This window comes from Pannonibacter sp. SL95, assembly GCF_026672425.1.
In the GTDB taxonomy this organism is placed as follows: domain Bacteria; phylum Pseudomonadota; class Alphaproteobacteria; order Rhizobiales; family Stappiaceae; genus Pannonibacter.
The window spans coordinates 622,493-634,792 of the sequence record NZ_JAPPRC010000004.1; the positions used below are offsets into that span (position 1 = coordinate 622,493).

11 protein-coding genes are annotated in these 12,300 nt (G+C 63.1%); 10 read left to right on the forward strand and 1 reads right to left on the reverse strand.

Annotated elements, in window-relative coordinates; all coding sequences use genetic code 11:
* Window positions 1-14 precede the first annotated feature (14 nt).
* On the reverse strand, window positions 15-596 hold the full coding sequence (locus tag OVA12_RS13460) for a GNAT family N-acetyltransferase (protein ID WP_268138110.1): 582 nt from the start codon (window positions 594-596) through the stop codon (window positions 15-17).
* A 195-nt stretch (window positions 597-791) separates the two neighbouring features.
* Between OVA12_RS13460 and OVA12_RS13465 the strand changes: the two genes are divergently transcribed.
* From OVA12_RS13465 to OVA12_RS13510, 10 genes are all read left to right on the forward strand, one after another.
* Window positions 792-1,352, forward strand: coding sequence for a protease inhibitor Inh/omp19 family protein (locus tag OVA12_RS13465; RefSeq protein WP_268138112.1), 561 nt, complete (start codon window positions 792-794; stop codon window positions 1,350-1,352).
* A 110-nt stretch (window positions 1,353-1,462) separates the two neighbouring features.
* Complete coding sequence (locus OVA12_RS13470) at window positions 1,463-2,266, forward strand: DUF7662 domain-containing protein (protein ID WP_268138114.1); 804 nt, start codon at window positions 1,463-1,465, stop codon at window positions 2,264-2,266.
* 246 nt (window positions 2,267-2,512) lie between these two features.
* Window positions 2,513-3,688, forward strand: a complete 1,176-nt coding sequence (zapE, locus tag OVA12_RS13475; RefSeq protein WP_268138717.1) for a cell division protein ZapE — start codon at window positions 2,513-2,515, stop codon at window positions 3,686-3,688.
* A gap of 159 nt (window positions 3,689-3,847) precedes the next feature.
* Window positions 3,848-4,810, forward strand: a complete 963-nt coding sequence (gene mdh / locus OVA12_RS13480; RefSeq protein WP_268138116.1) for a malate dehydrogenase — start codon at window positions 3,848-3,850, stop codon at window positions 4,808-4,810.
* Between the two features lie 80 nt (window positions 4,811-4,890).
* Entirely contained in the window at window positions 4,891-6,090 is a 1,200-nt protein-coding gene (sucC, locus tag OVA12_RS13485; protein WP_268138118.1) for an ADP-forming succinate--CoA ligase subunit beta, read from the forward strand.
* Window positions 6,090-6,470 (forward strand): hypothetical protein, encoded by a 381-nt coding sequence (locus OVA12_RS13490; protein ID WP_268138120.1) that lies wholly within the window; start codon window positions 6,090-6,092, stop codon window positions 6,468-6,470. Before sucC ends, OVA12_RS13490 begins: the two co-directional genes overlap by 1 nt.
* Window positions 6,470-7,372, forward strand: a complete 903-nt coding sequence (gene sucD, locus OVA12_RS13495; RefSeq protein ID WP_268138122.1) for a succinate--CoA ligase subunit alpha — start codon at window positions 6,470-6,472, stop codon at window positions 7,370-7,372. The genes OVA12_RS13490 and sucD overlap by 1 nt, the downstream gene beginning before the upstream one ends.
* A gap of 191 nt (window positions 7,373-7,563) precedes the next feature.
* Entirely contained in the window at window positions 7,564-10,557 is a 2,994-nt protein-coding gene (locus OVA12_RS13500) for a 2-oxoglutarate dehydrogenase E1 component (protein ID WP_268138124.1), read from the forward strand.
* Window positions 10,558-10,635: 78 nt separating this feature from the next.
* Complete coding sequence (odhB, locus tag OVA12_RS13505) at window positions 10,636-11,865, forward strand: 2-oxoglutarate dehydrogenase complex dihydrolipoyllysine-residue succinyltransferase (protein WP_268138126.1); 1,230 nt, start codon at window positions 10,636-10,638, stop codon at window positions 11,863-11,865.
* Window positions 11,866-11,877: 12 nt separating this feature from the next.
* Window positions 11,878-12,252: a hypothetical protein gene (locus OVA12_RS13510; protein ID WP_268138128.1), complete on the forward strand. Its 375-nt coding sequence runs from the start codon at window positions 11,878-11,880 to the stop codon at window positions 12,250-12,252.
* Window positions 12,253-12,300: the final 48 nt, after the last annotated feature.

The following is a 12,300-nucleotide window of genomic DNA, read 5'->3' on the forward strand; positions in this document are numbered from 1 at the left end:
CTCAGCCTGCTGCGTCAGGTGCCGGACGCCGGTCCGTGTTCCCGTTCGCTGAGGCCCAGCAGGACGCGCAGACGGTCGAATGCCAGCCGTGGCCAGCGGGACGTCGTCGCTGCGGCCTCCACTTCGGCAGGTTGCGGGGCAAGATGGGCGACGACATCGCCGGACTCGAACGTCAGGTCTGCCGAGAACTTGCGCGCCAGCGCCTGCATCGACCGGTTGGTCGCAAGGCAGTTCATGTAGATGTGCTGGTAGCCCTGGGCTCGCGCCGCGATCAGGACGAGTTCCATCAATGCCGTTCCAAGCCCCTGGCTGCGCCAGTCGCTTTCGACGCAGAACGCTGCCTCGCCCGAGGTCGCATCGGCAACGCGGCGCAGTTCGGATGTTGCCCGCAAGGTGTCATCTTCGATATAGCCATAGATGACGGTATCGAGCGAAAACGAGGTCTCGACATAGGCTTCGAGAAACGTATCGCTGACCAGCATGGCAAAACGGCTCCGCTTCGTCTCGGGATCGAGGCGCAGCAGATGATCGCGGAACAGGTGTTTATCGGCGCTGCCCAGAAGGCGGATGCGCCCGTTTGTAGTCAGGTGCGGCATGGGTCCGTGCCTTCAGTTGCGAAGTGACGGCCGCCCTTGGGTCTCCCTAAGACTTGCCCCAAATATGACGTTAACGGCAGCCAGGATCAAGGCGTTTCGTCAAACATCGTGAATTGGCGTTTTGGCGGGGGAGAATTTTCCCGCAGGTACCGGTAGACTGCAGCAGACCTGTGGAGCAGGAAGGACTGATTCGACATGAAACGCGTAGCAACGATCGCAGTTGTGCTTTGCCTGACCGGCGTCGCTGGCTGCCAGCGCTTCGGTGGCGGGAACTATTCCGCTCCCCCGCTGCCGGCGACACCGACAACACCGGTTTCCGGTGGCCAGCTGCAGCCGTTGACCCCGGCACCTGGTCCGGTAACGACCGACCCGATGGCACCGCTGCCCGGCACGCCCGCGGCACCGTCTGCAACCGGGACTGCGCCCGGTGCGGTCGCCTCGCTCCCGGCAGCGCCTGCTCCAGCCGACAGCCGTGAAGTTGGCCGGAACGATATGCTCGGTGGCTGGAAAATCTCGTCGGGCAGCAGCAATTGCATGCTGTTCATGACCCTGACCACCTGGTCTGGCGGCTATCGCGCCAATACCCGTGGTTGCAGCGACGCAACGCTCTCTGGGGTCTCGGCCTGGGATCTCAGCGGCAAACAGGTCGTGCTCAAGGATGGCAGCGGCGGCGAAATCGCCCGGCTTTATGCCACGTCCGGCGAGCGCTTCAGCGGCCAGACCAGCTCGGGTGCCGCCGTCAGCCTCGCCCGCTGATCCTGCATTTCACACCTCCCCTCTGAAACGTTCACGCCCGTTTCGCGGAAATTTCACGCGAAACGGGCAATCGTTTCACGAATAGCAACTTTGGGGAGTGCGAAGGCATTATGGCGAAGTATGATCCGTTGCGCGAACATCTGGCTCGTCTCGATGAGGTCGTATGGGCGGCCAAACTCGAGGATCTTGAGCAGATTCTCGGATCAAATCTGCCGATGAGCGCCCGTGAACATAGAACCTGGTGGGCGAATTCTGGCGGAAGCCTCGTGCATCAGAATTCCTGGCTCGATGCAGGCTGGCGGGTTGATCACACCGATCTGAAGCGCGATCTGGTTGTCTTTCGTCGGTTGCGAATTGGCGGAACGGCACTCGCAAAAGCTGCAAGGCGGATAGAGGCCGAGGCACCGAAGGCGACCGAAACGCCGGCAGTTGATGCGGCGCGCCTGTCGCAGCTCATGCCTGCCTTGCGTGAATCGGTCTCGATCACGGTTCGCGCGGAATGGACCGCCATTGGCGCGCTGGCCGATATTCCCTGCAGCTCGCAGATGTTGCCGGCAGATCCCGGCGTCTACCGTCTGACACGCCTGCGCGAAGGGCGCCCCTTCACATCGATTGTCGATGCCCGTGATCTTGCCGGGTTCCACACGGCCTTGCGCCGCTCGTTCAAGGGCCTCGACCAGGACGAAACACCGCCTGATGCAGTCGGGGGCGTTCGTCTGATTGACCGGTTGGGGATTGATCCCGGATCGGCTTGCGAGATCGACGTCGTCAAGCCCGGCAATGGCTGGATCCTGACCGACGGACGCGGACGCGGTGCTGATCTTGCCAAGTCGCAGGAACGGGAACTGGTCGCACGGCTTCTCGCCATTCAGGAACGGCAGGCGGGGCGCGGCGGCCGGCTGCTGCGCTGGTAAGCCGCCTCAGGAGCGCATGCACGGCGCGGCCGGGCAAGGGCCGCGTTTACGGTCCGGTCGCAACCTCGTGCTAAAAACCAGGTCCTCGACGGATGAAGGGACTTGCGTGGGAATGCCAATCTCCGTATCGCAGCACCGGAAATCACGGGCGTCCGTGCGTGATCGCGCGCGGGCGTGGCCCGGGTCGCAGGACCTCGGGATGCGTCCGGTGCAGGCGGAGAGCCCACGTTGAAGCCGACGACGAAGATGGAACTGCCGGCCAGCCGCGCGCTGGCCAAGCGATACGAAGCGCTGGTTGCAAGTGGAGCGATCAGCGAGGACGCGGCCCAGCTGGCCGCCGTCCGCAAGCTCGATGCCCTCAACGAGCACCTGGCCGAAGTCCGGCTTGCCTCCAAGAAAAGCTCCCTCGGCTGGCTGTTTGCCCGCAAGAAGAACGAGATGTGGTCTGCTGTCCGCGGGCTCTATCTTTGGGGTGGGGTCGGCCGCGGCAAGACGATGCTGATGGACCTCTTCATGGAAGTGACCATCATCCGCCGCAAGCGCCGGGTGCATTTCCATGAGTTCATGGCTGAGACCCACGAGCGGATCCATGCCTGGCGGCAGGCGCTGAAGCGCGGCGAGGTCAAGGGCGACGATCCGATCCCGCCCGTTGCCGACCAGATCGCGCTCGAGACCCGGCTCCTGTGTTTCGACGAGTTTTCCGTCACAGATATCGCCGACGCGATGATCCTTGGTCGGCTTTTCACGCAGCTGTTTGCGCGCGGGGTCATCGTGGTTGCAACTTCCAATGTTGCACCTGACAATCTCTACAAGGACGGGCTTAACCGGCAGCTGTTTCTGCCTTTTCTAGGGCTGCTGGCAAAGCATGTCGAAGTCCTGATGCTGGATTCTCCGACCGATTACCGCATGGAGAAGCTTGGCGGAGCGAAGGTCTACATGAGCCCGCTTTCGCCCGAAACATCGCGCGCGTTCGAGGATCTCTGGCGCTCGCTGACCCATGGCATGCCGGAGCATGCCGAGCATCTGGACATGAAGGGCCGCCGCATCGAGGTGCCGCGCGTTGCCAGCGGGATCGCCCGTTTCAGCTTCGCCGATCTTTGCGCAAACCCGCTGGGCGCGGCCGACTACCTGCGCATCGCCCATGCCTATGGCACGGTTTTCATCGAAAACGTGCCGGAAATGGACCTGTCACGGCGCAATGAGGCCAAAAGGTTCATCAACCTGATCGATACCCTGTACGACAATGGGGTGAAGACGGTCATCTCTGCGGAGGTCGAGGCAGACCACCTGTACCGGGCGGCGTCAGGGGCCGAGATCTTCGAGTTCGACCGAACGATTTCGCGTCTGATCGAGATGCGTTCGGAAGCATATCTGTCGGGAGACAACAGAAGTTCTGCACGCGGTGATATGCATTCCCATTAGGTCATGCACGTGAGCGCGTAAGGAATGGCATAAACTGGGTTCTCGCAGGGGTATATTCTTTTGATTGGCTTGCGTGAGCGGATCAAAGGGAGTAGTGCCATCGCCAGTCATCGGCGGATGGCGTGAGGTTCCATCTTACGTAAAGGGAAACTTTCGGACATGGCGCGCAACAAAATTGCTTTGATTGGTTCGGGTCAGATTGGCGGCACGCTCGCCCACCTGGCTGGTCTCAAGGAGCTGGGGGACATCGTCCTCTTCGACATCGCCGAGGGCATGCCGCAGGGCAAGTCGCTCGACATCGCCGAGTCTTCCCCGGTTGACGGCTTTGACGCCAAGCTCGCCGGCACCAACACCTATGAAGGCATCGAAGGCGCGGACGTCGTGATCGTCACCGCCGGCGTGCCGCGCAAGCCGGGCATGAGCCGCGACGACCTGCTGGAAATCAACCTGAAGGTCATGGAGCAGGTCGGCGCCGGCATTGCCAAGCACGCTCCGAACGCTTTCGTCATCTGCATCACCAACCCGCTCGATGCGATGGTCTGGGCCCTGCAGAAGTTCTCCGGCCTGCCGTCCCACAAGGTCGTCGGCATGGCCGGCGTGCTGGACAGCGCCCGCTTCCGCTACTTCCTGGCCGACGAGTTCAACGTCTCGGTCGAGGACGTCACCGCATTCGTGCTGGGTGGCCACGGCGACACCATGGTGCCGCTGACCCGCTACTCCACCGTTGCCGGCATTCCGCTGCCGGACCTCGTCAAGATGGGCTGGTGCACGGCCGAGCGCCTGGAACAGATCGTCCAGCGCACCCGTGACGGCGGCGCCGAGATCGTCGGTCTGCTGAAGACCGGTTCGGCCTTCTACGCCCCGGCCTCTTCGGCCATTGCGATGGCTGAGAGCTATCTCAAGGACAAGAAGCGCGTGCTGCCCTGCGCTGCTGCGCTGAACGGCCAGTACGGCCTCAAGAACACCTACGTCGGTGTGCCGGTTGTCATCGGTGCCGGTGGCGTCGAGCGCGTCATCGAGATCGACATGAACGCCGACGAGAAGGCCATGTTCGACAAGTCCGTCGCATCCGTCGACGCGCTGGTCGAAGCCTGCAAGAAGATCCAGCCGGCGCTCGCCTGAGTCTCGTGCTGAACTGATAGCCAGAGATACAACCCGCCGCCGGCTCACCGGCGGCGGTTCTCCGAACGACGGGGGAGACCATGAACATTCATGAGTATCAGGCCAAGGCGGTCCTGAAGGAATACGGCGCTCCGGTTGCCGAAGGCGTCGCCATCTTCTCGGCTGACGAAGCAGAAGCCGCAGCCAAGCAGCTGCCGGGCCCGCTCTGGGTCGTGAAGTCGCAGATCCACGCCGGTGGCCGTGGCAAGGGCAAGTTCAAGGAACTGCCGGCCGACGCCAAGGGCGGCGTGCGCCTCGCCTTCTCGATGGAAGACGTCATCAAGCACGCCAAGGAAATGCTTGGCAACACGCTGGTGACCGCCCAGACCGGTGAAGCCGGCAAGGTCGTGAACCGCCTCTACATCGAGGACGGCGCCGACATCGAGCGCGAGCTGTATCTCTCCATCCTCGTGGACCGTTCGGTCGGCCGTCCGGCCTTCGTCGTCTCCACCGAAGGCGGCATGGACATCGAAGCCGTTGCCGAGCACACCCCGGAGAAGATCGTCACTCTGCCGATCGACCCGGAAACCGGTGTGACCGCGGCTGACGCTGCCAAGCTCTGCGATGCGCTGAAGCTGGAAGGCGACGCCCGCCAGGACGGCATGACGCTGTTCCCGATCCTCTACAAGGCCTTCATGGAAAAAGACATGAGCCTTCTGGAGATCAACCCGCTGATCGTCATGAAGGACGGCCGCGTGCGCGTTCTGGACGCCAAGGTGTCCTTCGACGGCAACGCCCTGTTCCGTCACCCGGAAATCGTTGCCCTGCGCGACGTGACCGAGGAAGACGCCAAGGAAATCGAGGCTTCCAAGTGGGAGCTGGCCTATGTCGCCCTCGACGGCAACATCGGCTGCATGGTCAACGGCGCCGGCCTTGCCATGGCGACCATGGACATCATCAAGCTGTACGGCAAGGAGCCGGCCAACTTCTGTGACGTCGGTGGCGGCGCCAGCAAGGAGAAGGTGGCAGCAGCCTTCAAGATCATCACCGCGGACCCGCGCGTGGAAGGCATCCTGGTCAACATCTTCGGCGGCATCATGAAGTGTGATGTCATCGCTGAAGGCGTGATCGCGGCCGTGAAGGAAGTGGGCCTGCAGGTTCCGCTCGTCGTCCGTCTCGAGGGCACCAACGTCGAACTCGGCAAGAAGATCATCTCGGACAGCGGTCTGAACGTGATCGCCGCCGATGACCTCGACGATGCGGCACAGAAGATCGTCGCAGCCGTGCAGGGCGCCAAGTGATGGCGGCCGCACGCAAGGTCGTGAACCGTCAGGCCTTCGGACCGAACGAGACCGACATCAACCTTTGCTACTTCGTGTGCTGGGACAACACCCCCACACCGGAAGATGGCGTGGCCAGCAGCTGGGCGCATTTCACCGACCGTGAAGATGCGTCCGAGTACCTGACCATCAAGGCAAAGGATGCCAAGACCTACGTCTGGCAGGGTGAACTCGGTATCTCGAAGTCCGACGGCAACTTCGACTGGTTCAGCACCAACTGGTCCCGCAACCTTGATGCGCACATGCCGCACAAGCAGGCGACCGGCAAGGGCTATCGTTTCACGAATGACGTCTTCGAGGAGTTTGACGCCCTCGAGTTTGAGGAAGAGGAAGCAGAATAATGTCGATCCTCGTCAACAAAGATACCAAGGTCATCGTCCAGGGCCTGACCGGCAAGACCGGCACGTTCCACACGGAACAGGCACTGGCCTACTACGGCACCCAGATGGTGGCCGGCGTGCACCCGGCCAAGGGTGGCGAGAAGTGGACCGGCTCGAAGGGCGAAAGCCTGCCGATCTACGCTTCCGTCGCCGCTGCCAAGGACGCGACCGGTGCGGATGCTTCTGTGATCTACGTGCCGCCGGCCGGTGCCGCGGCTGCGATCATCGAAGCCATCGACGCCGAGATCCCCTTCATTGTCTGCATCACGGAAGGCATTCCGGTGGCTGACATGGTGAAGGTCAAGGCCCGCCTGGAGAAGTCCAAGTCGCGCCTGCTCGGCCCGAACTGCCCCGGCATCCTGACCCCGGAACAGTGCAAGATCGGCATCATGCCGGGCTCCATCTTCAAGAAGGGTTCGGTCGGTATTGTGTCGCGCTCCGGCACGCTTACCTATGAAGCCGTGTTCCAGACCTCCAACGCCGGCCTCGGCCAGACGACGGCTGTCGGCATCGGTGGTGACCCGGTCAAGGGTACGGAATTCATCGACGTGCTGGAGATGTTCCTCGCCGACGAAGCCACCCAGTCGATCATCATGATCGGCGAGATCGGTGGTTCGGCCGAAGAGGACGCTGCCCAGTTCCTCAAGGACGAGGCCAAGAAGGGCCGCAAGAAGCCGATGGCCGGCTTCATCGCGGGCCGGACCGCCCCGAAGGGCCGCACGATGGGTCACGCAGGTGCTGTGATCTCCGGCGGCAAGGGCGGTGCGGAAGACAAGATTGCCGCCATGGAATCGGCTGGCATCCGCGTCTCTCCGTCGCCGGCCAAGCTGGGCGAGACCCTCGTCCAGGTCCTGAAGGGCTGATGCCACTGCGAGCCGGGCAATTTGTTTACGGTTCGTAAGGCATAACCAAGGAAAGCGGACATCGGCACTCCCGGTGTCCGCGATTTTCGAGCGGGGTCCGTGTCCTGTGGCGCGGGCCCGAACGTGCAACACAGGCCGGCCTCTGGCTGCGCCTGAGAAAAAAGGGCGGAGCGACCCTCCGCTGAACGAGCATGGCCCGGCAGGACGCGAACAATGTCTTCGCGCTGACGTCGTTCCTTTACGGCGCCAACGCAGCCTACATTGAAGAACTCTACGCCCAGTACCAGGAGAATCCCGCTTCGGTTGACGCCGAGTGGCAGGACTTCTTCGCCGGTCTGCAGGATGAAAAAGCCGATGTGCTGAAGGAAGCACGCGGTGCCCCGTGGGCGCGGGCCGATTGGCCAGTCGCAGCCGGGGGCGACCTCATCAACGCTCTCGACGGCAACTGGGGCCAGATCGAGAAGGTGGTCGGGGACAAGCTGAAGCAGAAGGCCGATGCCAAGGGCGCGGCAGCTCCGGTGTCCGCTGGCGACGTGCATCAGGCAACCCGCGACAGCGTGCGTGCCCTGATGATGATCCGTGCGTACCGCATGCGCGGCCATCTGCACGCTGACCTTGATCCGCTGCGCCTCTCGCCCCCGGGCGACCACGAGGAGCTGCATCCCTCGTCCTACGGCTTCACCGACGCCGACTGGGACCGTCCGATCTTCATCGACAACGTGCTGGGGCTGGAATACGCCACCCTGCGCGAGATGCTGGAGATCCTCAAGCGCACCTATTGCTCGACCCTTGGCGTCGAGTTCATGCACATCTCCGATCCGGCCGCCAAGGCCTGGTTGCAGGAGCGCATCGAAGGGCCGGACAAGCATGTCGAGTTCACCCCGCAGGGCAAGCGCGCGATCCTGAACAAGCTCGTCGAGGCCGAAGGCTTCGAGAAGTTCATTGACGTCAAGTACACCGGAACCAAGCGGTTCGGTCTCGACGGCGGTGAAGCGCTGATCCCGGCGCTCGAGCAGATCATCAAGCGCGGCGGCAACATGGGCCTCAAGGACATCGTCCTTGGCATGGCGCACCGTGGCCGCCTCAACGTGCTGACCCAGGTGATGGGCAAGCCGCACCGCGCCGTGTTCCATGAGTTCAAGGGCGGTTCCTACGCCCCGGACGACGTGGAAGGCTCGGGTGACGTGAAGTACCATCTGGGCGCTTCGTCCGACCGGTCCTTCGACGGCAACGAGGTGCACCTGTCGCTGACGGCGAACCCGTCGCATCTGGAAATCGTCAACCCGGTGGTGCTCGGCAAGGTCCGCGCCAAGCAGGACCAGCTGTCGTCGGTTGACGGCCGCTGGCTGATGGACGCGCGCCAGACCGACCGTTCCAAGGTGCTGCCGCTGCTCATCCACGGCGATGCGGCCTTCGCCGGCCAGGGCGTCGTGGCTGAGTGCTTTGGCCTTTCGGCCCTGCGCGGTCACCGCACCGGCGGTTCGCTGCATGTCATCATCAACAACCAGATCGGCTTCACGACGAACCCGCGCTTCTCGCGCTCCTCGCCGTATCCGTCCGACATGGCCAAGGTGATCGAGGCCCCGATCTTCCACGTCAACGCGGATGATCCGGAAGCAGTGGTGTTTGCCGCCAAGATCGCAACCGAGTTCCGTCAGCTGTTCGGACGCCCGGTCGTCATCGACATGATCTGCTATCGCCGCTTCGGTCACAACGAAGGCGACGAGCCGAGCTTCACGCAGCCGGTCATGTACCGCAAGATCCGCAACCATCCGACCACGCTGCAGATTTATGCAGAGCGTCTGATGGCTGAGGGCGTCGTCACAGCCGAGGAAGTCGAGGCGATGAAGACGGCCTGGCGGGCCAAGCTGGAAGCCGAGTTTGAAGCCGGCCAGACCTACAAGCCGAACAAGGCCGACTGGCTGGACGGCAAGTGGTCCGGCATGAAGGCTGCAGACGACCAGGAAGACCCGCGCCGCGGTGCGACCGGTGTCCCGACCGAGCGCCTGAAGGACCTCGGCAAGAAGCTCACGGAAGTTCCGGAAGGCTTCAACGTTCACAAGACCATCGGCCGGTTCCTGTCGAACCGCGCCACGATGATCGACACGGGCGAGGGCATCGACTGGGCAACGGCGGAAGCGCTGGCGTTCGGCACGCTGGTGACCGAAGGCCATCCCGTGCGCCTGTCCGGTCAGGACTGCGAACGCGGCACCTTCTCGCAGCGTCACACTGTCCTGTACGATCAGGAAGACGAGAACCGCTACATCCCGCTCAACAACCTGGCCCCGGACCAGGCCCGCTACGAAGTCATCAACTCGATGCTTTCGGAAGAAGCCGTGCTCGGGTTCGAGTATGGCTACTCGATGGCCGAACCGAACGCGCTGACCATGTGGGAAGCCCAGTTCGGTGACTTCGCCAACGGTGCGCAGGTCCTGTTCGACCAGTTCATCTCGAGCGGCGAGCGCAAGTGGCTGCGCATGTCCGGTCTCGTCTGCCTTCTGCCGCATGGCTATGAAGGTCAGGGTCCGGAACACTCATCGGCTCGTCTGGAGCGCTATCTCCAGCTCTGCGCCGAAGACAACATGCAGGTCGCGAACTGCACGACGCCGGCGAACTACTTCCACATCCTGCGCCGTCAGCTGAAGCGTGACATCCGCAAGCCGCTGATCCTGATGACGCCGAAGTCGCTTCTGCGTCACAAGCGCGCCACGTCGAAGCTGGTGGAACTGGGTGCGGATTCGACCTTCCACCGCCTGCTGTGGGACGATGCGGAGTATCTGGCCGACAGCACCATCAAGCTGGTGCCGGACGACAAGATCCGCCGTGTGGTGATGTGCTCGGGCAAGGTCTATTATGACCTTTACGAAGAGCGCGAGAAGCGCGGCATCACGGATGTCTATCTCCTGCGTGTCGAGCAGCTCTACCCGTTCCCGAAGAAGGCGCTGGTGCAGGAACTGTCCCGCTTCCGCAATGCCGACATGGTCTGGTGTCAGGAAGAGCCGCAGAACATGGGGGCATGGACCTTCGTCCAGCCTTACATCGAATGGGTTCTCGACCAGATCGGTGCGAAGAGCCGCCGTCCGCGCTACGCGGGACGCGCCGCCTCGGCGTCGACCGCAACGGGCCTGATGTCCAAGCACCTTGCCCAGCTCCAGGCGTTCCTGGACGAGGCATTCGCAAACTGATCCCGGACGGCCCGCCAGTCAGGCGGGCCGGACCCCCGATCCGGAACTGGCCAAGGCAATTTTTTAGAGAAGGCGACCATGGCAACCGAAATCCGCGTGCCCACTCTGGGCGAATCCGTCTCCGAGGCAACGATTGCCCAGTGGTTCAAGAAGCCCGGCGAAGCCGTGAAGGCCGACGAGCCGCTCGTTGAACTCGAAACCGACAAGGTGACCGTCGAGGTTCCGTCCCCGGCGTCCGGCACCCTTGAGAGCATCCTCGTCAAGGAAGGCGACACCGTTGGCGTCGGCGCCCTGCTCGGCCTGATCGCTGCTGGCGCCGCTGCGGCTGCCGCAGCTCCTGCCGCCGCTGCAGCCCCTGCCGTTGCCGCCGCTGCTCCGGCACCGGCCGTCGCCGCCCCGGCTGCTCCGACCTCCATGCCGCCGGCCCCGGCCGCTGGCAAGCTGCTGGCCGAAACCGGCCTGTCGGCTGACCAGGTTGCAGGCTCCGGCAAGCGTGGCCAGGTGCTGAAGGGTGACGTGCTGGCCGCCGTGGCTGCCGGCGTCACCGCTGCCCCGGCTGCAGCTGCTGCTCCCGTATCCGTCCGCGCGCCGGTTCCGGCCGAGGACGAGGCCCGCGAAGAGCGCGTCCGCATGACCAAGCTGCGCCAGACCATCGCGCGCCGCCTGAAGGACGCCCAGAACACCGCCGCCATGCTGACCACTTACAACGAAGTGGACATGGGCCCGGTGATGGACCTGCGCGCCGCCTACAAGGACGTGTTCGAGAAGAAGCATGGCGTGAAGCTCGGCTTCATGGGCTTCTTCACCAAGGCCGTCTGCCACGCGCTGAAGGAAATCCCGGCCGTCAACGCCGAGATCGACGGCACCGACGTCGTCTACAAAAACTTCTGCCACATCGGCGTGGCCGTCGGCACCGACAAGGGCCTCGTGGTTCCGGTCGTGCGCGACGCCGACCAGATGTCGATTGCCGAGATCGAGAAGGAAATCGCCAACCTCGGCCGCAAGGCTCGCGACGGCAAGCTCGGCGTTGCCGACATGCAGGGCGGCACCTTCACCATCTCCAACGGCGGCGTCTACGGCTCGCTGATGTCCTCGCCGATCCTGAACGCCCCGCAGTCGGGCATCCTCGGCATGCACAAGATCCAGGACCGTCCGATGGCCGTGAATGGTCAGGTCGTCATCCGTCCGATGATGTATCTGGCCCTGTCCTACGATCACCGCATCGTCGACGGCAAGGAAGCCGTGACCTTCCTCGTCCGCGTCAAGGAAAGCCTGGAAGACCCGCGCCGTCTGGTGCTGGATCTCTAAGGAGCAATCGCCGTGTTTGGTCGCCCGATACCGATTTGGCTAATTCTGGCTTATTTGGGTTACGGCGTGCTGGGCACGGTCCGGAACCTGGGTGCCATGTTGAGTGGCACCCAGAACTATTCAATTTACTCTACTGTTTTCTCCGTAGTCGCTGCTGCACTGTCCCTGTGGCTGATTGCGGAGATCTGGGTACGCGGATCCAGAGTTTTGTGGTTGGCCGGGGTGAATGCTGTCGTCGTCATCGTTGGCTACGGGATCATAATGTTCCCGGTGTTCTTGGCTGGTGATCAGCAGCAGGTCATCGGTCTTTCAGTGATGATTGCTATCATGGCAGCAATCTGGGGGAGCATTTGCCTGTATCTGCGGCGATACCCGGCGCACAAGTAAGCCACGCACTTTCCAGCCTTGCCGCGGTGCCGATCTTGGCCCCTTGCA

What these genes read in the sequence shown, in the direction of transcription:
- OVA12_RS13460 (WP_268138110.1), bottom strand. Translation starts at nt 596, where the DNA reads ATGCCGCACCTGACTACAAACGGGCGCATCCGCCTTCTGGGCAGCGCC.
- OVA12_RS13465 (WP_268138112.1), top strand. Translation starts at nt 792, where the DNA reads ATGAAACGCGTAGCAACGATCGCAGTTGTGCTTTGCCTGACCGGCGTC.
- OVA12_RS13470 (WP_268138114.1), top strand. Translation starts at nt 1,463, where the DNA reads ATGGCGAAGTATGATCCGTTGCGCGAACATCTGGCTCGTCTCGATGAG.
- zapE (WP_268138717.1), top strand. Translation starts at nt 2,513, where the DNA reads ATGGAACTGCCGGCCAGCCGCGCGCTGGCCAAGCGATACGAAGCGCTG.
- mdh (WP_268138116.1), top strand. Translation starts at nt 3,848, where the DNA reads ATGGCGCGCAACAAAATTGCTTTGATTGGTTCGGGTCAGATTGGCGGC.
- sucC (WP_268138118.1), top strand. Translation starts at nt 4,891, where the DNA reads ATGAACATTCATGAGTATCAGGCCAAGGCGGTCCTGAAGGAATACGGC.
- OVA12_RS13490 (WP_268138120.1), top strand. Translation starts at nt 6,090, where the DNA reads ATGGCGGCCGCACGCAAGGTCGTGAACCGTCAGGCCTTCGGACCGAAC.
- sucD (WP_268138122.1), top strand. Translation starts at nt 6,470, where the DNA reads ATGTCGATCCTCGTCAACAAAGATACCAAGGTCATCGTCCAGGGCCTG.
- OVA12_RS13500 (WP_268138124.1), top strand. Translation starts at nt 7,564, where the DNA reads ATGGCCCGGCAGGACGCGAACAATGTCTTCGCGCTGACGTCGTTCCTT.
- odhB (WP_268138126.1), top strand. Translation starts at nt 10,636, where the DNA reads ATGGCAACCGAAATCCGCGTGCCCACTCTGGGCGAATCCGTCTCCGAG.